The organism is Vibrio sp. 2134-1 (genome assembly GCF_033339495.1).
Map to the genome: position 1 here is coordinate 41,382 of NZ_JAWOUS010000005.1, position 23,583 is coordinate 64,964.

The 23,583-nt window shown below is 45.6% G+C and carries 23 protein-coding genes and 1 riboswitch; of the genes, 11 read left to right on the forward strand and 12 right to left on the reverse strand.

Features of this window, described 5'->3' with window-relative positions:
• Nucleotides 1-69: 69 nt before the first annotated feature.
• From R7R78_RS08120 to R7R78_RS08150, 7 genes are all read right to left on the reverse strand, one after another.
• Nucleotides 70-975: a TIGR03899 family protein gene (locus R7R78_RS08120; protein ID WP_005379599.1), complete on the reverse strand. Its 906-nt coding sequence runs from the start codon at nt 973-975 to the stop codon at nt 70-72.
• Between the two features lie 322 nt (nt 976-1,297).
• On the reverse strand, nt 1,298-1,792 hold the full coding sequence (locus tag R7R78_RS08125) for a DUF3299 domain-containing protein (protein ID WP_005379600.1): 495 nt from the start codon (nt 1,790-1,792) through the stop codon (nt 1,298-1,300).
• Nucleotides 1,793-1,796: 4 nt separating this feature from the next.
• Nucleotides 1,797-3,056: an ABC transporter permease gene (locus R7R78_RS08130; RefSeq protein ID WP_053306844.1), complete on the reverse strand. Its 1,260-nt coding sequence runs from the start codon at nt 3,054-3,056 to the stop codon at nt 1,797-1,799.
• Nucleotides 3,053-3,781 carry an ABC transporter ATP-binding protein gene (locus R7R78_RS08135; protein ID WP_042522447.1) on the reverse strand — a complete coding sequence of 243 codons (729 nt, stop codon included), beginning with the start codon at nt 3,779-3,781 and terminating at the stop codon, nt 3,053-3,055. The genes R7R78_RS08130 and R7R78_RS08135 overlap by 4 nt, the downstream gene beginning before the upstream one ends.
• A 52-nt stretch (nt 3,782-3,833) precedes the next feature.
• Complete coding sequence (gene zrgA / locus R7R78_RS08140; protein WP_225473402.1) at nt 3,834-4,487, reverse strand: zinc uptake protein ZrgA; 654 nt, start codon at nt 4,485-4,487, stop codon at nt 3,834-3,836.
• Between the two features lie 133 nt (nt 4,488-4,620).
• Nucleotides 4,621-4,920, reverse strand: a complete 300-nt coding sequence (locus tag R7R78_RS08145; protein WP_005379608.1) for a DUF2607 family protein — start codon at nt 4,918-4,920, stop codon at nt 4,621-4,623.
• Nucleotides 4,921-5,146: 226 nt separating this feature from the next.
• Entirely contained in the window at nt 5,147-5,698 is a 552-nt protein-coding gene (locus R7R78_RS08150; protein ID WP_132936730.1) for a YtfJ family protein, read from the reverse strand.
• A gap of 215 nt (nt 5,699-5,913) precedes the next feature.
• On the opposite strand from R7R78_RS08150, the gene R7R78_RS08155 reads away from it, so the two are divergent.
• Nucleotides 5,914-6,114, forward strand: coding sequence for a DUF1107 domain-containing protein (locus R7R78_RS08155; protein ID WP_005379612.1), 201 nt, complete (start codon nt 5,914-5,916; stop codon nt 6,112-6,114).
• Between the two features lie 70 nt (nt 6,115-6,184).
• On the opposite strand, the gene msrA is transcribed toward R7R78_RS08155, so the two are convergent.
• A complete protein-coding gene (gene msrA, locus R7R78_RS08160) occupies nt 6,185-6,823 on the reverse strand; it encodes a peptide-methionine (S)-S-oxide reductase MsrA (protein ID WP_225473403.1) in 639 nt (212 codons plus the stop codon).
• 167 nt (nt 6,824-6,990) lie between these two features.
• On the opposite strand from msrA, the gene R7R78_RS08165 reads away from it, so the two are divergent.
• Genes R7R78_RS08165 through R7R78_RS08180 form a run of 4 tightly spaced genes read left to right on the forward strand, consistent with a single transcriptional unit; the run spans nt 6,991 to nt 13,268 of the window.
• Complete coding sequence (locus R7R78_RS08165) at nt 6,991-8,703, forward strand: autotransporter assembly complex protein TamA (RefSeq protein ID WP_005383121.1); 1,713 nt, start codon at nt 6,991-6,993, stop codon at nt 8,701-8,703.
• A complete protein-coding gene (locus R7R78_RS08170) occupies nt 8,700-12,464 on the forward strand; it encodes a translocation/assembly module TamB domain-containing protein (RefSeq protein WP_225473404.1) in 3,765 nt (1,254 codons plus the stop codon). The genes R7R78_RS08165 and R7R78_RS08170 overlap by 4 nt, the downstream gene beginning before the upstream one ends.
• A 44-nt stretch (nt 12,465-12,508) precedes the next feature.
• Complete coding sequence (locus tag R7R78_RS08175; protein ID WP_005379626.1) at nt 12,509-12,856, forward strand: gamma-glutamylcyclotransferase; 348 nt, start codon at nt 12,509-12,511, stop codon at nt 12,854-12,856.
• 49 nt (nt 12,857-12,905) lie between these two features.
• Nucleotides 12,906-13,268: a DUF2799 domain-containing protein gene (locus tag R7R78_RS08180; protein WP_042522443.1), complete on the forward strand. Its 363-nt coding sequence runs from the start codon at nt 12,906-12,908 to the stop codon at nt 13,266-13,268.
• A 73-nt stretch (nt 13,269-13,341) separates the two neighbouring features.
• Here R7R78_RS08180 and ppa read toward each other — a convergent pair whose 3' ends face one another.
• Both ppa and fbp read right to left on the reverse strand, forming a co-directional pair.
• Nucleotides 13,342-13,872: an inorganic diphosphatase gene (gene ppa, locus R7R78_RS08185; RefSeq protein ID WP_005379635.1), complete on the reverse strand. Its 531-nt coding sequence runs from the start codon at nt 13,870-13,872 to the stop codon at nt 13,342-13,344.
• 127 nt (nt 13,873-13,999) lie between these two features.
• Complete coding sequence (gene fbp / locus R7R78_RS08190) at nt 14,000-15,016, reverse strand: class 1 fructose-bisphosphatase (protein ID WP_005383114.1); 1,017 nt, start codon at nt 15,014-15,016, stop codon at nt 14,000-14,002.
• Between the two features lie 312 nt (nt 15,017-15,328).
• Here fbp and mpl point away from each other — a divergent pair, with 312 nt between their 5' ends.
• The 5 genes from mpl to thiQ all read left to right on the forward strand — a co-directional run bounded on the left by mpl (nt 15,329) and on the right by thiQ (nt 20,902).
• Nucleotides 15,329-16,687, forward strand: a complete 1,359-nt coding sequence (gene mpl / locus R7R78_RS08195; protein WP_225473405.1) for a UDP-N-acetylmuramate:L-alanyl-gamma-D-glutamyl-meso-diaminopimelate ligase — start codon at nt 15,329-15,331, stop codon at nt 16,685-16,687.
• A gap of 5 nt (nt 16,688-16,692) precedes the next feature.
• The gene (locus R7R78_RS08200) at nt 16,693-17,331 is read left to right on the forward strand and encodes a flavin prenyltransferase UbiX (RefSeq protein WP_005379640.1); all 639 of its coding nucleotides are present in this window, start codon (nt 16,693-16,695) and stop codon (nt 17,329-17,331) included.
• Nucleotides 17,332-17,368: 37 nt separating this feature from the next.
• A riboswitch (TPP riboswitch) is annotated at nt 17,369-17,505 on the forward strand.
• A gap of 72 nt (nt 17,506-17,577) precedes the next feature.
• Entirely contained in the window at nt 17,578-18,570 is a 993-nt protein-coding gene (gene thiB / locus R7R78_RS08205; RefSeq protein WP_215810562.1) for a thiamine ABC transporter substrate binding subunit, read from the forward strand.
• Nucleotides 18,571-18,611: 41 nt separating this feature from the next.
• Nucleotides 18,612-20,198, forward strand: a complete 1,587-nt coding sequence (thiP, locus tag R7R78_RS08210) for a thiamine/thiamine pyrophosphate ABC transporter permease ThiP (RefSeq protein WP_140367199.1) — start codon at nt 18,612-18,614, stop codon at nt 20,196-20,198.
• Nucleotides 20,198-20,902 (forward strand): thiamine ABC transporter ATP-binding protein, encoded by a 705-nt coding sequence (gene thiQ, locus R7R78_RS08215; protein ID WP_005379648.1) that lies wholly within the window; start codon nt 20,198-20,200, stop codon nt 20,900-20,902. The genes thiP and thiQ overlap by 1 nt, the downstream gene beginning before the upstream one ends.
• 18 nt (nt 20,903-20,920) lie before the next feature.
• Here the strand turns inward: thiQ and R7R78_RS08220 are convergent, their stop codons facing one another.
• Nucleotides 20,921-21,868: a LysR family transcriptional regulator gene (locus R7R78_RS08220; protein ID WP_005379650.1), complete on the reverse strand. Its 948-nt coding sequence runs from the start codon at nt 21,866-21,868 to the stop codon at nt 20,921-20,923.
• Nucleotides 21,869-21,960: 92 nt separating this feature from the next.
• Between R7R78_RS08220 and R7R78_RS08225 the strand changes: the two genes are divergently transcribed.
• Entirely contained in the window at nt 21,961-23,037 is a 1,077-nt protein-coding gene (locus tag R7R78_RS08225) for an alkene reductase (RefSeq protein WP_225473406.1), read from the forward strand.
• 63 nt (nt 23,038-23,100) lie between these two features.
• Here R7R78_RS08225 and R7R78_RS08230 read toward each other — a convergent pair whose 3' ends face one another.
• Nucleotides 23,101-23,538, reverse strand: coding sequence for a universal stress protein (locus tag R7R78_RS08230; RefSeq protein ID WP_005379654.1), 438 nt, complete (start codon nt 23,536-23,538; stop codon nt 23,101-23,103).
• Nucleotides 23,539-23,583: the final 45 nt, after the last annotated feature.

Here is a 23,583-nt window from a genome sequence, read left to right on the forward strand (position 1 = left end):
TGACCTAAAGCTCTTTGAGCTGCTTGAGAAGTATTTGGATCATAGGTGATCAAATGCTTCTCAAGCTGGTTAGACGGTATGATGAACCGTACTTTTAGCTTCACTATGGACACTAAATCTATGATTTAACAGTGCAAGCATTTGATCGTAGTATTCGGCATGTGGTTTGTTTCCGAGCAAGGTACAGAGCTCATTACCTGTGGGTGTGAAGCGGTAATATAAAAGGCGGACACCTTTACTGTTTACGTTCAGTGACAAGTTTTTACCTTGGTAGGTGAGGACCAACGGTGTCTCGATACTAATTTCGCCAGATTCAAGTTCGGCACTGTGCAGCAGCCCTAATTCAATTAAGAGCAACAAGCTTGAATACGGCAGTTGAAAACTTCCCATATTTAGGCTGTTGGCGACGTCTCGCTTGCCGAAGCTAAATATGCCTCCTTGCGCTTTGTAACCAATCAACAGTTTTCTGCTGTGATCCCCTCCAAAACTGCACGCTAAAGAGGCGGCTCTTTGCAGAGTTTGTGCTTCCTTTGGTGACATATCTTTGAGGGTTTTCAACGCTTTCATGGATGTTGAGCCCGGATTGGTCACTTCACGCTTCATCACTTGAGCCCATAGCTTTTGCATCGCGCTGTTATGGATGTCTTGAGCCATCTCAAAAAATCGATGCAACCAATCTTGGTCTGGCTCTCCCGCTGTCTCATCTCGGCATGAACTGTGCGCTAATTTTAAAATCTGTTCTAAGTTTTTTTGTCGCTGTTCTTGGCGTCGTTGCTCTCGCAATTGGGCTCTTTCAAACGCAGATTTGGCTGGCGGTTCGGTTTGCAGTAAGGCGTCAAGACCGTGTATTTGGGCTATGGTTTTTACCTTACTAGCACTGTCTTTTATGTAGCCTTGTTTCTTTTCTTGTTGCGTATTTTTTTTTGTGTCTGACTGATGTTCGATGACAACAGGTTGCTTTGTCGGGTCTGCCATTCGTTTTCCTACCAAGAACTGCGTGGTTCGCACGTTTAAATTTACACCTTATCTGACCAAGCGACCAGACAGGAGTTCTCAGTTTTTGAACGAATAGGGCTATTCAAAATGATAATGAGTTGTTAAAATTGTTATCGTTATTTTGGAGGGGCTATGAAGTTCTCAGAAGCAGGTAAACTCAAAAAGCACCTGTCGATAGCGTTTCTTTTGGTTATTTATGTGGGCGTATTAGCGTATTTATCTCGTTATATCGTGTAGCACAAAGCTAAAAAAGGCGCCAGTGTGACGCCTTAGGTGTAGCGAGGCTTATCGACGACTTAAATTACATATCGTCGTAGGCTTCTATTTCTGATCCCTCAATAACGTAAGCCGTTTCTGCCAGTTCGTGGTTTATCGTCTCGGTTTTCAACGTTCCAACCACATATATAACATCCCACAACTCTTGAACAGGCGCGCCTTTCGGAAACTTCACGTAAATGATCTGGTTTGGAGGCGGTGGTGGCACGTGAATACAAGCTCCAAAATATGGCACCAATAAAAATTCGGTGACGGTATCGGCATCACCTTCAAGTGGGATAACAAACCCCGGAATTTTAACTTGGCTTCCGTTCAGTTCTGGTCGAACGTTACCAATCTTGGACTGCTGGGCTGCGCCACCACTGTGATCAGATGCGGGCATGCCTATACTGTCGAACAATTTACGCTCTTTTTCTGGAACAAGGTCAATCCAGTCAAGCTTTAATGGTTCTTCGCTGGCCATAACAGGCGCTGTGAATGCGACGACCAGCAAGCAACTTGCGAGTATTTTTTTCCACATTTTATTAAATCCTTATTGTCATTCCGTCACTCAGTGACTGTCGGTAGGCGCGGAGTGCGGGAATGAAACCAATCACAATACCAGCGCATTGTACGAAACCTAATAGCATCCACTCATAAGTAGATAAGATGCTTAAGGTGAGATGTATTCCATAGTGCTGTTGGATGATCGGCTGCGCGATAGCAAGAATGGCATACAGCCCAGTAACGCCAGTAATAATACCAGCAGCAGTAAGCAAGCTGGCTTCACTAATTAAGAGTGAGAAAACATGACGAGGCCTTGCTCCCATGGCACGCAAAATCGCCATTTCACGGCGGCGTTCCTGTAGGCTAGTTAATAGACTGCTTAACATACCTAGCAACCCTGCGATCACGACAAAACCAGATACTGCCATTAGGGCTTGCTCTGCAACCGACATCATTCCCCATAACTCATGCAACGCAACGCCGGGCATAATGGCGCTGAGCGGCTCTTTGGGGTAGGTGTTAATTTGTCTTTGCAGGGCGAAAGTTTGAATACGAGATTTCAAACCAACGAGCATAGCGGTAATTTGTTTGGGCTGAAAGTCTCTGTTTTTGAGATCTTGTGCCTTGGGTGTCGGGCCCAAACGCGCACCACTTTCCCATCCGACGTGAATGGCTTCGATGGCTTCCAATGATACATGGACAGTTTTGTCGACTGGTGTTCCTGTAGGAGCAAGGATACCGACAACTTTAAATGGCAGATTGTCATGACGGCTAAAGCCAACGTCGCTAATGCCGTGGGCAATGATGATTTCGCTACCGATATCATAACCAAGTTGTTTAGCGACATCAGAACCTAGCACGGTTTCAAATAAACCATTGAATTCTCTACCCTTGCCAAATGTTAGTGGTTGCTTACTTCCAAACTTGTAATGCTCAAAGTAACTGTGATTGGTTCCCATAACTCGGAAGCCTTTATGCGAGTCGCCAAGCGAGATTGGAATAGCCCAATCGACTGAACGATGATTGGCAAACTCTTGGTAGCTTTTCCAATCGATGTTGTTGGTCGCATTACCAATACGAAACACAGAATAGAGCAATAGGTTCACTTGCCCAGAGCGTCCACCAATAATGAGGTCTGTGCCTGAAATTGTATTGGCGAAGCTATCCTTGGCTTGAGTTCGGATACGCTCGACGCCCAAGAGGAGTACCACTGAAATCGCAACGGTCATGATGGTTAGAATTGCCGTCGCTTTGCGGTTCATCAAGCTTTTCCAGGCGAGCTTTACAACAGCACTCATGATATGGCTCCTAGGCTAGATACTTGATTAATGTCGGGTAGATTGAGCGTGCGATCGAATAAGGGTTCGAGTGTTGGGTCGTGGCTAACGAATACCAGTGTGGCATTGGCTTGATTCGCTTGCTCCATAAGGAGCTCAATAAATGCTTTACGATTGTCATAGTCTAAAGCTGAGGTTGGTTCGTCAGCGATCACTAACTCTGGATGTCCTATCAGAGCTCGAGCCGCAGCCACACGTTGTTGTTGACCAATACTCAATTCAGAGACAGGGCGTGTATGAAGCTCGTTTGGCAAGTGCAGTCGTTCTAGTAGGGCCTGAGCCTGTTCATTTAACGTTTGAGATGAGGCACCTAAATGGGCACGGTCACGTCGTATTTTACTGAACTGACATGGCAATAATACGTTTTCAAGTACGTTAAGGTACGGCAATAAATTGAACTGTTGAAAGATGTAGCCAATATGATTGGCGCGAAAGCGGTCTCTCTGACTGGCACTTAAACTAGCAAGGTCAGTATCGAGTACAGATAGAGAGCCTGAAGTTAATGTGTTAATCCCCGTCAACAAAGCGAGCAAGGTCGATTTACCGCAGCCACTTGGACCTTTGATAAACACATGTTCGCCTTGTGTAATGTGTAATTTGGGGATGTGGATGGTCGCGTTGGTTGAACCGGGCCAGAAAAATTGGGCATCCTCTAGCTCGACAACATTTGGTGTGGTTTCAGTCATATTAAATCACCAAAGCTGTGGCGTGTAAGTGGGTACTTACACGCCACTCGTGTTATTTGATTGCGATTTGGGTGTTATCTTTGCTTAATTTAATTGCTGATTGCATGGTATCAGTGAATATATTGACGCTGATGGACTCTGTAGTTGGGAATTGGTTAAACCAATCGGTTTGGATTTGGCTAAGCTGATTAACTTGTTCGCAATTGAAGCGATATTGCACCGAAAATTCACCGTGACCGCCATGATCGTGCGCCTCATCATGATCGTCATGGTGGTCATGTTTATCATGATGTTCATTATGATCATGGTGTTCGTGTCCTTCATGATCGTGATGTGCATGGTCATCATGGTCGTGCTCACTATGATCATGTTCCTCATGAGTTTCGCTTAGGTTGTGGCTCACGTAAGCTTCTTCAACATTACAATCAGCTTGTGAGTTAATAGCGAACAATGCGTTGCTGTCTTCGAGTGTAGCGACGGCTTGTTTAAGCGCTTGCTCTTGTTGTGCGTTTTCTGGAGCATGTTCGAAACCCACAACATCAGCTCCAGGAGCTGTGATCTCTACTAACAGATCTTTGCCATCTTGGGCGATATTAAACTCGACGTGACCATGCACATGAGCACCATGCTGGCGGTATTCGTTTGCATTCGCTGCTGTCGATAAAGTGAGGCCAATAGCAAGGGCTAAAACGTGTTTTGATGACATTGTATTTTTCCTAATTTTACTGGCATTAACCAAAGGCGGTATTGCTCAGATTCGAGTTTCACTAAGTTATTGTTCCTGACACACTAGGTGCGGAAATGAACTCAATAATTTTGAGTGTGGAATAGTTTGGAAATTAAGCAAAATAAGGAGGGGCACGAGCAGCGCCAAGAACTTCTTCGCCGTACACGAGATGCAAAAAAACATGATGATGCTGGGCGCGCGTAAAAGTCGGTGTAGAGAGGGTAGGTTGTACCTTTGCTATACCGTGCTGAACACCAGAAAATAATTGGCAATGATGATGGGTATGATGGTCGGGCGTCAGATCGACTTGATGGAGTACAACCGCAAAGTTCCAAGCGATCAGCAACGCAACACTGAAAAATAAAGCAGTGCGATACCAATATCTTAGTGTTTTTTGCTGGTGGTGGTACATCTGAGCTCCTCTTACCGACTGTTATAATATAACACCCATAATGAATAAAAGTTCACTCTTTTGTTGGCTAGCAGAAAAATTTAACTCCACACATACGTGCCGAAAAATATTGGTAATACTCTCTGTGGAAGTGTCGCACTTATAAACAGCAGAGTTGTCACTGCCCATGCTTCTAATCAAATTCATATAGCTCCTTACAACAAGAACAAGGAGCCATTCAATGAAGCTAGATGTTCTGTTTAATAAGCTCAATAACTTTTGTTATCTCATCTTGCTCAAGTGCGCCCTCTTTGACGAACAGAACTTTGCCCGTTTTGTCTTGAACAATAATGGCCGAGCTTTCTTCTTTCAGGTCCCAAGTATTAGCAACTACGCCATTTTCATCAAGAACCATGGATGACCAAGGAAACTCTTTTTTGCTGTCTTGAGCTGAAGACTTCACGAACGAGCCAGTCCCCCAAATTGCATCATCTTGGTTGATGATAGTCGTCGTCTGGTAGCTTTCTTGTGGAAAATTTTCCGCTGTTATTGCTGACATTAAAGGGGCATTCATTTCTTTTGAACTGCTACGGCCTGCAATGGCTTGAATAACACGAACTTTGCCTTGCATATGTTGAGTTGCCCAGGGTTGGTATGCAACGCCTTCGCCTTGTAAAACAATCTCGCCGTAAGCGGCAACATTGACAGGAGGAACGCTTTTACCCACTGACAAGTTGTGTGCAAAGGTCAAGCTTGGCGTTAAGGCCAATAGCAGAGGTAGGAGAGTCTTAGTTTTCATATTGTTATATTCCGTACGAGGTTTGGAAGCTTCCAGTATATATCCAGATCTTAGAAATTTGTAGGACCGTTTATAACATTTATTTAACGTATGGAGTGGTGTAATCTTGCGTTATATTTAGAATTTGCTAAAATGAGTTCCGTCGCAAATTGCGCATTAAGATTGCAGAGGAAAAATAAGCAATCCGTGTTTTCTCAAAGGAATTGAGGTGAGTTATGCTACGTGAGTTTGCTGTATATCGACCATTACAAGTGGCCCGTTTTGTTAAAACGTTGTTCAAAGGTCAGTTTTTTATTGTTGGGGTTGGCTGTTTTCAGTTCGACAATGGCAAAGTGTTACTACCTGACGTCAACGATCATAAAAGGCTCACCATCTTTAAAGAAGTCAACCAAGTGATAGCATCATTATCGGCTTAGTTAGCTTGGTACCCACTTAGATTTAGAAAAGAGCGACCATATCGGTCGCTCTTTTTGTTGCTGGTTAGGTTTATCCTTGGAGGCTTGGTGGGAAGCAAACTCCCGTTCCTCCGATGCCACAGTAACCATCAGGGTTTTTCGCCAAATATTGCTGGTGGTAGGTTTCCGCAAAGTAATACGGACCTGCTGGTTGTATTTCGGTGGTGATGTTCGCGCGTTGCTCTTCTTGCAGTGCTTGTTGATACAAGAGTTTCGATTTCTCTACGCTCTCGAGTTGCTCCGTCGAATAAGTGTAAATTGCAGAACGATATTGAGTACCTAAGTCGTTACCTTGACGCATTCCCTGAGTTGGGTCGTGTTTTTCCCAAAAAACAGCCAGTAGCTTTTCTAATGAGATGACGCGTTCATCGAAAACGACTCGTACGACTTCTGTATGACCCGTTTTACCTGTACAGACCTCTTCATAGGTGGGATTGGGTGTGTACCCCCCAGCGTAACCGACCGAAGTGGATACAACGCCGTCGAGTTGCCAAAATACGCGCTCAGCGCCCCAAAAACAGCCCATTCCGAGCAAAATCTGCTGTTGGTGTGACGCAAGAGGCGCCTTTAGGTTAGATTTATTTACAAAATGATGATCGTCAATCTGCATTGGTTGATCTCTACCTGGCAAGGCATCTTCTATACTGATCAATGTTTGTTTGTTGAGCATGGTATTTGTCCTTCAATACGTGTCTTAAATTTGCGAACTTTTTCATTTCGTCTGTATCTGATGCTGTGATGACATAGACCGCGTTAAACCTATTAATATTACAGACTTAGAATCTAATTGGCGTTATCATTATTTACGTTTACTTAACCTCATTCAGCCATAAAAGCATGATAAAAAAAGCTCTCCCCACCATTGTTGGCCTGTTTGCCTTTTCTCATGGTGCCTATGCCGATGTTTCTTTGACTTTGAAAGGCATTGATGGCGCTTTAGAAGAGAATGTCAGTGCGTATCTATCATCTATTCCAGAGAAGGATTACTCCACTTCTCTGCGTTTTCAAGCGAGATTAGATCAAAGTATCACTGAAGCGCTTAACGCGCTTGGGTATTATCATGCAAAAATTTCATACTCTATTCCTGAAGCGAATGATGAGTTAATTGTGCTCATCAAGCCGGGCTTGCCAGTGAAAGTGAAAGTCATGGATGTGGTCATCACTGGAGAGGCCAAGGACGATGAAGAATTTGCAAAACTTATTGAGCGCTCTCCGCTCAAAGTTGGCCAAGTTTTGAATCAAGGCCAATACGACAGCCTTAAGTCAGGCATTCGTAACTTGGCGCTTCAGCGTGGTTACTTCAATGGCGAGTTTACGCTAAGTCGATTAGAGGTTATCCCTGATCTGAACGAAGCTAATGTCCGTTTGCACTACAGCAGTGGAATACGTTTCAATTTTGGCGACGTTTCTTTTATTGGCAACCACATCTGGGAAGACCGTGTCGCATCACTACAACCTTTTAAAGAAGGGGACCCATACAACGTTTCGAAGCTGGGCGAGTTTAACCAGAAGCTATCAAATACGGAGTGGTTTTCCTCAGTTTTTGTTGAGCCTGAATTGGATAGGCTTGATGATGGCCGAGACTTGCCAATTAAAGTGTCTTTATCTCCTGCTTCGAAGAATCAGATCGAGACGGGTATTGGTTACTCAACGGATGTTGGCGTTCGAGGAACGTTGAAGTGGAAGAAACCTTGGGTGAGCTCCCGAGGACACAGTTTCAACACTGCTTTATCCCTATCTAAGCCAGAGCAAACCGTGACTGCTTCTTACAAAATTCCTTTAGAAGATGTCGCTAACGATTATTATCAAGTTCAATATGGGCTTAAAAACCTAGACAACCGTGACACGCAGAGTATCGAGTCTAACCTTGCAGTGGAACGTCATTGGTTAGCAGACGGTGGTTGGCATAATACCGTTTATGTTCGTCATTTGTACGAGAGCTTTACGCAAGGTTTACAAGATGATGAATTCAACTTCGTACTTCCAGGTGCGACATTTTCTCGGACTAGGGTTCGAGGGGGCAATATGCCAATGTGGGGAGACAAGCAAAGCATCACTATTGAGTATGGTGATACCGCTATGCTTTCTGAAACTAGAGTGCTCCGCTTAATTGGCTCGACTTCTTGGATTCGTGGTATTGGAGAGAATCATCGTGGTTTGTTCCGCCTAGAAGGTGGTGCGAATATTACCGATGAACTTGAAAAGCTATCACCGTCGCTGCGTTTCTTCGCTGGTGGTGACAATAATATTCGTGGTTACGGCTATGAATCTATTTCACCTGTGGATGAGAGTGGTGCTTTGACGGGTGGTAAATACATTGTTAGCAGTACATTAGAATACCAATATCGTGTTTATGGAAACTGGTGGGCTGCAACGTTTTACGATATTGGTGATGCGTTTAATGAAACACCAGATTGGAAATCAGGTGCTGGTGTTGGTATCCGCTGGGCGTCTCCGGTGGGCCCTGTTAGTTTTGATTTTGCATGGGGGTTGGATGCAAAACCAGAACGAGAGTTTCGTATCCACTTCTCATTGGGGCCTGAGCTATGATCAAAATGATGTTTAAGTGGACCAAATGGCTGTCGCTCAGTTTGATTGGTCTATTGCTGTTGCTCATCATTATTGTCGCGACAGTTTTGTTTACCCACCCAGGCCTCAAATTTGCCTTGTGGGGAGCTGAAAAAGCATTACCACAATTGCAGATTGAAAAAGTGCAGGGTTCATTGTTTCCTCGCTTCGAACTGCATAACGTCAGTTTTGTCGATGAGTCTTTGAATATCGACGCCAAAGTTGAGCGTTTAGCTTTGGCAGTGAACTTCCGCTGTTTCTTTGACCCTAAGGTCTGTGTCGATGAGTTAAGACTGCAGGGGCTTGACTTTAAGATGCCAGAGCTACCGCCAGCAAGCGAGGAGCAAGAGGAAACACCACCACTGCGTTCTATCAGTACGCCAGTGCCAATTTTTGTTAATAAAGTCAGCTTTAATGACATCAATGTCAATGTGCTGGGCAATCAAATTGATTGGCAAACATTCTCGACCGCTTTGTCGATGCAGGGTGATCGTTTGGTGATCGCACCTACCGCGTTGAAAGACATTAATGTGGCTTTAGCACCAAGTGAGGCTGAACCTGAAGCGGCTGCCGAGGAGCCGAAAGAAACTGACGTTACGCCGCAAGATATTGTGTTACCCGAAGTATGGATTCCACTGACGGTTGAAGCGCGTCGTCTTGATATTCACAATTTCAAACTGGCGGGTGAAACGCCAGTGATCGTCAATCATCTTGGTTTGGTTGCAAGAGCAGGCGGTGAACGTGTTGATGTCAAAACGTTAGAGCTCGACATGCCAGAAGTGGAAGGCAAGTTGAGCACACAAGTGACGCTTTCTTCTGATTACCCTATCAAAGCGCAACTGGACGCGTTAGTGAAGCAAGCGGATGCGAAGGGACAAAAACTGTCGCTTTCGGTCTCGGGTTCGGTTGGTGATTTGTCACTAAATGCTACGCTTTCTGAGCTTGTACAAGCGGAGATCAAAGGTGATATTCAACCGCTTAAAACGCAGTTACCGTTTGATGTCGTGATTAAAAATGTACAGGCGCAATGGCCGCTATTTGGACAAAGCGATTACCAGGTTTCTGTACCAAGCTTGGTGGCAAAAGGCTCACTTGATGGCTATGAAGTCGCATTAGAAACCAAAGCGTCAGGCAAAGATATTCCCGCCGTTGATGTCGCACTAAACGGCAAAGGTACGTTAGAGCAAATTGACCTCGAAAGCCTTGTAGTGAAAACCTTAGGGGGCGAACTCTCTGGGAAAGTCATGGCCAATTGGGCCGCGCCAATCAACTGGCAAGCTGACTTAAACCTGAAAAACATTCAACCAGGTTTAAAATGGAAAGAAGCCGAAGGGGATATTAGCGGTAATCTTTCGACTTCGGGGTCGTTAACAGAACAAGGCGGTTGGCAAGTCAGTTTGCCTAAGTTAGACATTGACGGCATTTTGCGAGGTTATCCGCTGAATGTTGAAGGGCAACTTGAAGCGTCTGATAAAAACGGCAAAGGCGAAGACATCCAACTTACCACTCAGGGTTTAGCGCTTTCTCATGGTCCAAACCAACTCAGTGCAAAGGGTAAGATCGATAAGCAAATTCTGATGGATGTTGAGGTTAACTTCCCTGATTTTGCGAAAAGTGTTCCGGATCTTGCAGGTAAAATGCAAGGTAAAGTCGCACTACGTGGTAGCTTGAAAGAACCAGACATCAATCTTGATCTCGCTTTAAATCAGATAAACTGGCAGCAACAGGCGAACGTAGAAACGATCACCTTAAAGGGTGATGTGAAGCCTCTGCCAGCACCAAAAGCGAACATAAGCCTAATTGCGAACAACATTACCTATGACGACATAAAAGTTGATAGTGCTGACCTTGAAGTCTCTGGGGATGAAAAACTGCATCAACTGACGCTCGATGTAGTGTCTGACCTGGTGTCGACCAGTTTAGAAATTGAAGGGACATTCCAGCAGAAACCAGAAATGATTTGGAATGGGGCGCTGCGCCGCTTGACGCTGAGCTCGCAACAAGGCCCGTGGGCGTTGCAAAAATCGACCGCGGTGAAGGTCAATATCGACAAACAGATCGCGAACGTTCAAGCGCATTGTTGGTTGCAAGCGGAGTCGAGCGTATGTCTAACCGAAGACATTAGTGTCGGTAAGAGTGGCCAGGCGAAGTTAGCTATCAATGATTTTGATTTTGACCAAATCAAACAATTCCTGCCGCCAGAAACCAAGCTGCAAGGCTCGGTTAATGCACAGGCTTTTGCTAAATGGGCACCAGAGAAAAAGCCTGAAGTAACCTTAAGTGTCAATATGCCAAAAGGCCAAGTTGAACAAGCGCTTGAACAGCCAATTAAAGTCGGTTGGGAAAGCTTCAACTTTAAAGCAGCATTAGCGAAAGACAAGCTTGATGCCGAGTGGCTATTTGATGTGAAAGATAACGGTGACTTGTCTGGTAAGGTTTCTTTACTGAATGTCTCGTCTGAAAAGCCCACTATTGATGGTAAGGTTTCACTCTCTACGTTCCACTTGGATTTCTTGGCACCGTTGATTGGTGAGTACAGCTTGTTTAAAGCAAACATGAATACTGACCTAGCGATATCAGGTGACGTCATGCATCCGAAGGTGAACGGCCAGTTCTTGATTGACCAAATGAAGCTACAGGGTGAAGTCACACCGATAGATATAAACTCAGGGCAGGTCGTCATCAACTTTAAAGGCCATCAAGCGGACTTGGATGCCGGAATTTTAACCCCGGATGGTGAGTTGAACGTTACCGGTGATGCCGACTGGCAGGACTTACAGAACTGGCGCACTAAAGCGCGTGTATTTGCTAAAGAGCTCAATGTTGATTTGCCTCCAATGGTAAAAATCAAAGTGGAGCCTGACATGACAATAGATGTGACCCCTCAGCTTGCGAAAATTGAGGGTGATATTAATTTGCCATGGGGCAGAATTGTCGTCGAAGAGCTTCCACCAAGTGCGGTAGGCGTATCGAGTGATACCGTTATTCTCGATAAAAACTTGCAGCCAGTGGACGATGTGGCTGCGATGCCGTTTGATGTGGAAACGAACATCAACATTAAAATTGGTGATGACTTCCAACTTGCCGCTTTTGGTTTAAAAGGTGGGTTGAAAGGGAACCTAAACGTGACACAAAAAGACAAAGGTCCTTTCATCGTTGGTGAAGTGAATGTTGTCGACGGTTCTTATCGTTCGTTTGGTCAGGACTTATTGATTAAAGAAGGTAAGATTCTGATGAATGGTCCACCAGATCAACCTTACTTGTCTATCAAAGCGATTCGTAATCCAGACAATACCCAAGATGATGTCATTGCGGGGGTACAAGTGTCAGGCCCAGCATCTGATCCGAGTATAGAAATTTTCTCAGAGCCCGCGATGAACCAAGCCAATGCACTTTCTTATCTACTTCGTGGTCAAGATATTGATGGTGAAGCCGGTGGTAATGCAATGACGACTACCTTAATTGGTTTAAGCTTGGCGAAGAGTGGTCGTGTGGTTGGTGAAATCGGTGAAGCCTTTGGCGTACAAGATTTACAGCTGGACACTGCTGGGTCGGGCGATGATTCGCAAGTGACGGTGAGTGGTTATATTCTGCCAGGTTTGCAGGTGAAATATGGTGTCGGCATCTTTAACTCCCTAGGTGAGTTCACTGTGCGTTACCGATTGATGCAAGACTTGTATTTAGAAGCAGTATCTGGTGTAGATAGCGCCGTTGACCTACTCTATCAGTTTGAGTTCGATTAAAGTGCTTTAACCTAAGCATACACAGTCATGACTAAGGAGTGGTTATGCAGCATTTGATTTTTGTCTACGGCACGTTACGCAAGGGAGAGTACAACCATCAGTATTTGCGCTCGGCGCAGTTTCTTGGTTTACATGAAACGGATGCTCAATTTGCAATGTATGACTTAGGCCCTTATCCAGCGTTGTCTGATGGGCAACGCTCGATTCAAGGTGAAGTGTACCTGATTGACAGTGAAACCTTATCTGAGCTAGATAGGTTAGAAGATGTGCCAGTGGAATATCGCCGAGAGAGCATCGTTACGCCTTTTGGCCAAGCTTGGATCTACTTATATCAAGATACTGAGCAATTAACCGAAGAAATCGCTTCCGGAGATTGGTGTCAAAAGGTGTGAGCTATACTGACATTATCAATAGCAACGAGCTAAACACTAAGGAGTCACGATGAAAGCATTCGTAATTGGAGTAATGGCGTTGCTTCTTGCTGCATGCGCACAAACAACACTACCGACTTCGAATAATGTGACCGATTGGCAAGTGTTTGGTAGGCAGTCAGCTTTAGATGGATTACGGGAGTTATCTGAGGAGCGAATTGCGAAGCTGGATGATGTTAACCATGCGACGCCAGAACTGATAATGGCTTATCAAGCGGGTTACCAGCAAGGCAAACAAGAGTATTGTGAGCAAAGTGCTTATATGCTCGGTGTTATCGGGCGGCCGTATTTTGGCATTTGTGATGATGTTGACCCCTTCTTTCAACATGACTACGACGCTGGACGAATGTCTTCAGCAGGCGCACCTATCTAGTTGACACAGGTAAGATGAAAGCAAAAGAGCTGCCCTAGAGCAGCTCTTTTTAATTTTGTATCAGCAGTGATGCTTATTTTTTCTGAGCTCGTTCGTAAGATTCTAGGATTTCAGCTTTGGCGGCAGCAACATCTGCCCAACCATCCACTTTCACCCATTTGCCTGCTTCAAGCTCTTTGTAACGCTCAAAGAATTGCGTGATCTGCGCTTTCAATAGTTCTGGGATATCGTCCACATCTTGGATGTGCTCGTACTCTTTCGAGATTTTTGAGTGGGGAACCGCAAACACTTTTGCATCTTCACCCGATTCATCTGTCATCTTCAAAACGCCAACAGGACGGCAGCGAATGACTGAACCTGGCATGAGTGGGTATGGTGTTGGTACCAATACGTCGACTGGGTCGCCATCAAGAGACAGGGTATTGTTCACGTAGCCATAGTTGCATGGGTAGAACATTGGTGCAGACATGAAACGGTCGACAAATACAGCACCAGAGTCTTTATCTACTTCGTACTTGATTGGATCTGCATTTGCAGGAATTTCGATAACGACATAGATATCTTCAGGCAGCGACTTGCCTGCTGGTACATGGTTTAAGCTCATTAGAATATTCCTTTTCATTAACGATGAGTCACACAAAAGCGGCTTCATCTGATGATAAATTCGCGTTTCACTTTAGCGACAAAAACGCGGCAGGTAAACACCTGCCGCGTTGGACAAAGGTCTGAAATTATTCTTCGTCGCGGTGCAGTTCAAGGAACTCTTCAACTTTGCGAACCATGTTCTTCGAACCCACAAAGAAAGGTACACGCTGGTGCAACTCAGTAGGCTTGATGTCCATAATGCGATTCACGCCGTCCGATGCAATGCCGCCAGCTTGCTCAATGAGGAATGCCATAGGGTTACATTCGTAAAGCAGGCGTAGCTTGCCTTGCGGGTGGCTTTGTGTGCTTGGGTAAAGGTAGATACCGCCTTTCAGTAGGTTGCGGTGGAAATCAGCAACCAGCGAGCCAATGTAGCGAGAAGTGTATGGGCGACCGTCTTCTGGCACGTTTTCTTGGCAGTACTTGATGTACTTCTTCACCCCTTGAGGGAAACGAATGTAATTACCTTCGTTGATGGAGTAGATCTTACCATCATCAGGAATCATCATGTTTTCATGAGAAAGACAGAAGCTGCCGATAGATGGGTCGTAAGTAAAGCCGTTTACGCCGTTACCAGTTGTGTATACCAACATGGTGGAGGAGCCGTAAATCACGTAGCCCGCAGCCACTTGTTTGTGACCAGGTTGTAGGAAGTCTTCTTCAGTTGGTGGAGTACCGATTGGAGAAACACGACGGTAAATCGAGAAGATAGTACCAACAGAGACGTTCACATCGATGTTAGAAGAACCATCAAGTGGGTCCATCAATACTACATATTTGGCGTTTTGGTTGAGTTCTTTATTGAACGCAACTGCTTCGTCTTCTTCTTCACTGGCAACGCCACACACTTGATCACGAGCTTCAAGCGCGGCTTTGAACTTATCGTTCGCGTAAACATCGAGCTTTTGCTGATCTTCACCTTGGACATTTTCCGTGCCTACAGCACCAGTGATATCACCGAGACCCGCTGCGTTGATTTCGCGGTTAACGATTTTTGCAGCTAAACGAATGGAGGCTAAAAGGGATGATAGATCACCGCTAGCGTGGGGGAAATCCGCTTGTTTTTCGACAATGAACTCGCCTAGGGTGCGCAGTCCTGACATGGTTAATCCTTACATTTTCATTTCATTGGGGGTAGTGCGCAAGTGAGCATCTCTTTATGGATGTTAAACGATTGCGCTGGATGTAAGTTTAAGTCGCAGATCTTTTTAATGGTAATGAAGTAACTGTTTGAGATCTCAATTTATTTGTAGACTTGTTTGAGGGATTCATCAGTAAGCAAGAGGTTGTACAGTCTGTGTTCAACCTTGTCATATTTGTGAAAGGGACTGCAAGAAGAAGGCTAAAGTCACTCGCTTTTCAGGCGGTAATCGCGATAATGAAAGCATTAAAGAACGCATTACAAGGTTTAGTTTATGCACATTCATATCTTGGGTATCTGTGGCACATTTATGGGCGGCGCTGCGATTTTAGCGCGCCAATTAGGGCATAAAGTCACTGGTTCTGATGCCAACGTTTACCCACCGATGAGCACGTTGCTTGAGTCTCAAGGTATTGAAATTATTGAAGGCTTCGACCCGTCTCAACTCGACCCTCAACCAGACCTTGTTGTGATTGGTAATGCCATGAGCCGTGGCAACCCGTGTGTCGAGCATGTGCTCAACACTAACATGCGTTACACCTCTGGCCCGCAGTGGCTCAACGAGTTTTTGCTGCATGATCGGTGGGTATTGGCGGTATCGGGTACACATGGGAAAACGACTACGTCGAGCATGCTTGCTTGGATACTTGAAGATTGTGGTTATCAACCGGGTTTCTTAGTCGGTGGGGTACTCGGTAACTTCGGAGTGTCTGCTCGTTTGGGTGAAAGCATGTTTTTTGTCGTTGAAGCGGACGAATATGACAGTGCTTTTTTCGATAAGCGTTCTAAGTTTGTGCATTACCATCCTCGCACTTTAATCATGAACAATCTTGAGTTTGATCATGCTGATATCTTCGATGATCTAGAAGCGATCAAGCGCCAATTCCATCATTTAGTGCGAACGGTTCCCGGCAATGGCTTAATCTTAGCTCCGAAGCAAGACCAAGCTTTGGCGGATGTATTCGAGCGTGGTTGCTGGACAGAAAAGCAGTTTTCAGGTGTTGATGGCGACTGGCAAGCGCACAAATTAGTGCTTGATGGCTCAAAATTTGACGTTGCGTTGCAAGGCGAGAAGGTTGGTACCGTCGAATGGAATTTGGTGGGTGACCACAATGTGGATAATGCGCTGATGGCAATCGCTGCTGCACGACATGTTGGAGTCACTCCGGATCTTGCTTGCCAGGCATTAGGGCGTTTCATCAATACCAAGCGCCGTTTAGAGCTGAAAGGTGAAGAACAAGGTGTGACGGTTTACGATGATTTTGCGCATCACCCAACGGCAATTGAACTTACTGTCGGTGGTTTGCGTAACAAGGTAGGTGAAAAACACATCCTTGCTGTGTTGGAGCCGCGTTCTGCCACCATGAAGCGAGGTGTACACAAAAACACACTTGCAGAGTCACTACACAGTGCAGATGAAGTCTTCTTGTTCCAGCCAGATAATATCGAGTGGTCTGTGCAAGACATTGCCGACCAATGCACACAGCCAGCGTTTGTCGATGCGGATATAGATAACTTTGTAGCCAAGATCGTCGAACGTGCGCGACCAGGTGACCAAATTCTAGTCATGAGCAACGGTGGCTTTGGTGGTATTCACGGAAAACTTCTTGAGCAGTTAAAACAAAAAGCCTGATTGATATGCAAAACAAAACACAACCCTCTCATAAAAAAGCCATCACGTTGGCATTAACGGGTGCTTCTGGTGCTCCCTACGGCCTTCGTCTTTTAGAATGCTTGGTTGCGGCGGATTATCATGTCTACGTTCTGATTTCTTCGGCGGCTCGTGTTGTGATGGCAACCGAGCATAATCTTAAGCTACCAAGTGGCCCAGAAGCGGCGCAGCAAGCATTGGTAGAGCACCTGAACTGCAATCGAAATAACATCACCGTTTGCGGTAAAGATGACTGGTTCTCACCGGTTGCGTCTGGTTCTGCTGCACCAAAGCAAATGGTGGTTTGCCCATGTTCTGCGGGAAGCGTTGCAGCGATTGCGCATGGTATGTCAGATAACTTGATCGAGCGGGCCGCTGATGTGGTAATGAAAGAGCGCGGGCAGCTGTTGCTCGTGGTTCGCGAAACACCATTTTCAACGCTACATCTGGAGAACATGCACAAACTGTCGCAAATGGGCGTCACCATCATGCCAGCAGCTCCAGGCTTCTATCATCAGCCAAAGAGTATTGAAGACTTAGTGGATTTTATGGTGGCGAGAATTCTTGACCACTTAGGTATTGAGCAAGGTTTGGTGCCTCGTTGGGGTTATGACCAGCGCTCGTGAGCTGATTGTGTAACCACTCAAATACCTTTACAATCCATCCAACTCATCGGGGAGCAAACCCATTTAGCATTGAGTCAATCAATGCATTGGGGCGCTGAGACCTAAGTGTTTAACTAGGGACCCGTATTACCTGAACCAGATAATGCTGGCGTAGGAATTGAGTCTGGATATTGGAAGTCCTTAATAGCCGCCTCAAACCCTGTGCCGCTCAACTTATTTCTCTGAAATACTCATGGAGAGCGAGCAGTGAAACCCACTCTAAATCTGATTGCCCTAGCTGTAATTACTTCAACTTCAGCGTTTGCTGCTGAAAACCCATTAACTATTTATACCTACGATTCTTTTGCCGCAGATTGGGGGCCGGGTCCTAAAATCGAGCAAGCTTTTGAAGCAAAATGTGGCTGTGACGTTAACTTCGTAGCGTTGGACGATGGTGTGTCGATTCTGAATCGTCTTCGTCTTGAAGGCGGTAATAGCAAAGCGGACATCGTATTAGGTTTGGATAACAATCTGATGGCAGAAGCGAAGAAAACCGGTCTGCTTGCCGAGCACAATGTAGATACGTCCAATACAGTGTTACCAAACGGTTGGAGTGACACGACGTTTGTACCGTACGATTACGGCTACTTCGCGTTTGTGTACAACAAAGAGAAACTGGCTAATCCGCCGAAAAGCATGAAAGAGCTGGTGGAAACGCGCGACGATCTGAAAGTGATTTACCAAGATCCGCGGACTTCAACGCCGGGCCAAGGCTTAATGCTATGGATGAAATCTATTTATGGCGACGATGTGACGCAAGCGTGGCAGAAGCTAGCGAGCAAAACCGTAACGGTCACGAAAGGTTGGTCTGAGGCGTATTCTATGTTCCTCAATGGTGAGTCCGATTTAGTGCTTTCTTACACCACTTCACCTGCGTACCACTTAATTGCGGAAAACGATTCGAAGTTTGCTACGGCGAATTTTGCTGAAGGCCACTACATGCAAGTTGAAGTAGCCGCCAAAGTGAAAGGGGCAAAAAACTCAGAACTTGCTGATCAATTTATGAGTTTCATTTTAAGTGATGAGTTCCAATCGGCGATGCCAACGGGTAACTGGATGTACCCAGTCACTGACGTTGAGTTACCTAAAGGTTTTGAAACTTTGAGTGTTCCAAGCAAGTCGTTGAGCTTTAGTGCTGATGAAGTGGCAAAAATGCGTAAGTCTTGGATTCGCGAATGGCAAAGCGCATTGACGTTTTAGCTGACGTTTCCACCCTCATCTGAATGAGATAGGTTTTACCTTTGAATTCTGTTCCAAAAATAGGTTTAGGGGTCGCGATGATCATCGCGACCTTTGTTATTTCTGCCCTAGGTGCTTTGATTGTTCAAGCCCCTTCACTTGATGTGTCTGTGGTATGGGGCGACCCGTACTATCAACATGTCACCAAGTTCAGTTTCTACCAAGCGTTTCTTTCCACATTGCTCAGTGTTGGCTTTGCCATTCCAGTAGCGCACGCACTTTCGCGTCGCCAATTTATTGGTAAATCATTACTGCTTAAGCTGTTTGCATCGACACTGGTTTTGCCGGTTTTGGTTGGTGTTTTTGGGCTGTTAGCGATTTATGGCAACAGTGGTTTGTTGGCGCAGTGGTTGCAAAGTTTCGACACTAAACTGCCATTCTCTATTTACGGTTTGAACGGCATTTTACTCGCCCATGTGTTCTTTAATTTACCTTACGCGGCACGATTGCTTCTGCAAGCCTTGGAGTCTATTCCTGCCGAGCAGCATAAGCTTTGCGCGCATCTTGGGATGAGCCATTGGGATAAGTTTCGCTGGGTAGAATGGCCGCGTTTAAGGCAGCAGCTTCCCCACGTTTGTGGGTTGGTGTTTATGTTGTGCTTTACCAGTTTTGCCACTGTAATGGCGTTGGGGGGCGGGCCAAAATCCACCACCATTGAATTGGCCATTTACCAAGCGATTAAGTTTGATTTTGATTTACAAGCTGGGGCGTTATTGGCGCTGTGGCAGATGCTGTTATGTGGACTGCTTGCTATTGGTGTGCAGAAGTTAACAAGGCCTGTTTCTATCAGTGCTGGAAGCACATCGGTACAGCAATATTTAACGAAGGATCATGGGTGGTCAAAAGCTTGGGATAGCTTTTGGATCATAGGTGCCTTTTTACTGGTAATACCGCCGTTATTGATGGTGTTACTGAGTGGCATCAACCAACAAGTTTGGACAGTATTAACCGATGAGCGTTTTTGGTTTGCGCTATTGAACTCCCTCAAAGTCGCCTGTGTCGCTAGCGCGCTTGCGGTCGCTGCAGGGGTGTCCATACTATTGACCAGTCGCCGTTGGCGGTTGCAGTACAAAAACACGCGAGCCGATCAGATAGAGTTAATCGGCACCATTATTTTGGTGACTCCAGGTCTGGTGATTAGCACCGGTTTATTCTTACTACTGCGCGCATTTACCGATGTTTTTAGCTTGGCATTTTTTGTCGTGATTTTGGTGAACGGTTTGATGGCTTTGCCTTACGTGATCAAAACGCTAGCGCAGCCAATGCTGCACATTGAACAACAGTATCAGTATGTATGTGCCAGCTTAGGCATGCGTGGCTGGCAACGGTTTAAAGTGGTGGAGTGGCAGGCGCTACGCAAGCCGTTTGCACATGCGTTTGCGATCAGCTTTATGTTTGCAATAGGGGATTTAAGTGCCATCGCACTGTTTGGTGGACAAGAGTTCCGCACTTTACCTCTGTATTTATTCCAGTTGCTTGGCAGTTATCAGATGGACGCGGCTGCGGTGGTATCGGTGACCCTATTGTTGTTGAGTGTGGGCTGTTTTGCCTTGATTGAGAAAGTATTGAAAACGAAGGAGAGAGCGTAATGTTAGTGTTGGATGATGTGCAGTACACCTACCAACGTGAACTGTTTCGTTTTGACTTAACGATTGAGCAAGGACAGATTGTGTCGCTGATGGGACCAAGTGGGGCAGGGAAGTCAACCTTGCTGGCGTTGGTGGCAGGATTCATCCATCCTGACCGTGGTGATATTTGTGTTGATGGTGAGTCCATTGTGCGTAAAGAGCCTTATCTGCGTCCGTTCTCTATGTTGTTCCAAGAGCACAATTTGTTTGCTCACTTATCGGTGCGTGACAACATCGGTTTGGGCTTACACCCAGGGCTAAAGCTTACGGTGGACCAAAATCGTCAGATTGAACAAGCCGCGCAGCAAGTTGGTGTTGCAGAGTACCTCGACCGTTTGCCAGAGCATCTTTCTGGTGGCCAGCGTCAACGTGTTGCCTTAGCGCGTTGTTTTGTTCAGCCTCATCCCATGTGGCTATTGGATGAGCCGTTCTCGGCGCTTGATCCGGTGTTGCGTGAAGAGATGCTGAGCTTGGTAAAAAAACTCGCAGCAGAGCGGGGAATAACCGTATTGATGGTCACGCACCATTTAAGCGATGCCAAAGCGATTGCCAGCCACTTTGTGTTTGTGGCAGATGGTAAAGTGGAAGCCGCGGGTGATATGTCTGCATTGAGTGAACAGCATGCTAGTGAGAAGCTTGCGGCATTTATCCGAGCAGCATGCTAGTGCCTGATAGTTGCTAGGTTATGCTTCTCCGCAACACAAACCATGCCGAGGTCCAAATTCAAATTGAGATCTTAAGCTCATGATATGGTCAATCATTGCTTGTACACGCCGTGGGCGGTTTGCTCCAGGACGATAGACTAAATAAATAGGCATTGGTACCGTGTGCCATTGCGGTAACACTCTGACTAAGGTGCCACTTTCTAGCTCTTGCGTCATGTTCTGCACAGGTAAGTTAGCGATGCCTAGTCCTTTAAGTGCGCCTTTCAATATTGCTTCTACAGTTGTACTTGAGAAGTTACTGGTTATTGAAACATTGACGGTATTATCGTGTGAGATCAGCGTCCAAGGCCCTATTTCTGAAACATATTGATACCTCAAACAGTTGTGTTTTGTCAGATCTTCTGGCGTTTCAGGTACGCCGAACTCAGCTAAATACTCAGGGCTAGCAGCCAGGACTCGAGTGGTATAGCCTAATTTTTTTGCGATCAATCGATCATCAACTATCTGACCGACTCGAATTGCCATATCAAAGCCGTGTGAAAACAGATCAACAAAATCGTTCGATGCTTCTAACGCAATTTGTACTTTTGGCCATTGTTTTAAAAATGGCAAAAAGATGTGCTCCGCCATATACGCATCCAACGCTGGTGGCGCGGAAATCCGCAGCCGGCCTTGGATCTGTTGTTCCATCTCCTGAACGTCATGGCCAATTGAGTGGAATTCCTCAACTAAGCTTGCAGCACGCTCTAAAACCATTTGGCCAGCTTCGGTGATCACTAACTTTCGGGTTGTGCGCTCTAGGAGTTTGGCTTCAAAGTGTTGTTCGAGTTTGGTTATGGCTTTGCTAACAGTAGATTTTGGTAGGTTTAACTCCAGCGCGCACTTGGTTAAGCTCAGTAGTCGACAGCTTGTGACAAAGATAGAAAGCGTTCTAAAGTCAATTGTTTCTAAATTGCGAACAATCACTTTCAATTATCCATATTGTTTCAATATTAATCTGATTATAGTCTGGCATCTCATCCTTAGCCATCAAGTTATTGTCATTTGAGGTAAACAACATGTCCAACTCTGTAGACTTATTTTCTCCTATCGAACTCGGTCAATTAGCATTAGATAACCGTGCCATTATGGCGCCTTTAACGCGAGCTCGTGCTGGTGCGGACCATATTCCTAATGACCTTATGGTTGAATACTACGCTCAACGTGCGAGTGCCGGACTTATCATTGCTGAATGCACCATGGTGATGGAAGGTACGTCTGCTTTCATGGCAGAGCCGGGCATTTACAGCGAAGAGCAAATCGCAGCTTGGAAAAAGGTAACGGATGCGGTTCATGAGAGAGGCGGTAAGATTGTACTGCAAATTTGGCATGCGGGACGAGCTTGTCATCCTGATCTGAATGAAGGAAAAACACCTGTAGCGGCGAGCGCATTGGCCATTCGTGATGAATTAGTCCATACCCCTTCGGGTAAGCAAGCATATACGGTACCACGAGCACTCGAAGTGGATGAGATAGCTTCCATTGTTGCGGGGTTTAAACAAGGTGCAGAAAACGCCAAGAAAGCCGGCTTTGATGGGGTCGAGATACATGGCGCCAATGGTTATCTTATTGATAACTTCCTTCGTGACGGTTCAAATTTACGTACCGATGAATACGGTGGCTCGGTTGAAAATCGTGCTCGATTTTTACTTGAGATAGTGAAAGAAGTCGTTGAGGTATGGGGACCTGGAAGAGTCGGTCTGCGCACATCTCCGCTAAATGGATTTAATGACATGAAAGACAGTGATCCAGTTGGCTTGGTGCGTTACTTAGCAGAGCAACTTAATTCTTTCGATCTTGCTTATTGGCACGTGATGCGTGCGGATCTGAAAGGCGTACAAAAAGCAGATGTTCTCAAGCCAGCACGCGAAAACTATCAAGGTCACTTAATGGCGAACGTGGGCTACAGTGCACAAGAAGCGGCAACAGCAATTGCAGAAAACAAAGTTGATGTGGTCGCATTTGGCGTTCCCTTTATCGCAAACCCAGATTTAGTTGAGCGATTTAAGAAAAATGCACCTCTTAATGAGGCGAAACCAGAACACTTTTATTTGGGTGGAGCAGAAGGTTATACCGATTACCCAATGATGGCATAACCCTTACTTGTTTAATATAAAAAGGACGCTAATGTTAGCGTCCTTTTTCGTTTCTGTATTTACTTAGCCTTGCGGTTTTACGACCATCACATTGATTGGAGAATATTCCACAACCTTACTCGCGACAGAGCCAAGCATTACTTTATTGATTTTAGAGCGCTTGTGACTTGGCATAATGATGAGATCAGCGCCTAAACGTTCTGCATAATCAAGAATGGTCGCGTAGGCCTTGCCTTCAGCAACATGCACTTGGTAAACCACATCTTCAGCAATATGCTCATTAGCGAAAGTTTTTAGTTGCTGCTTCACGTCTTGCTTCATTTTGGCCGCAGCATCTTTCGGAAAGTATGTGGCAACCATCGACATGTGAATACCAGGTAGTACCGTCAGAAGATGGATTTGAGCATTTGCTTGCTTTGCCTGCCAAACCGCTAGTTCAACCGCTCGGTCTGAAAAGCCTTGGTCATTTAGATCAACCGGAACAAGAATTTGTTTGTACATTCAATGTCTCTCATTAAGGCCCCTTTATCCTCGGGGCCAAATCGG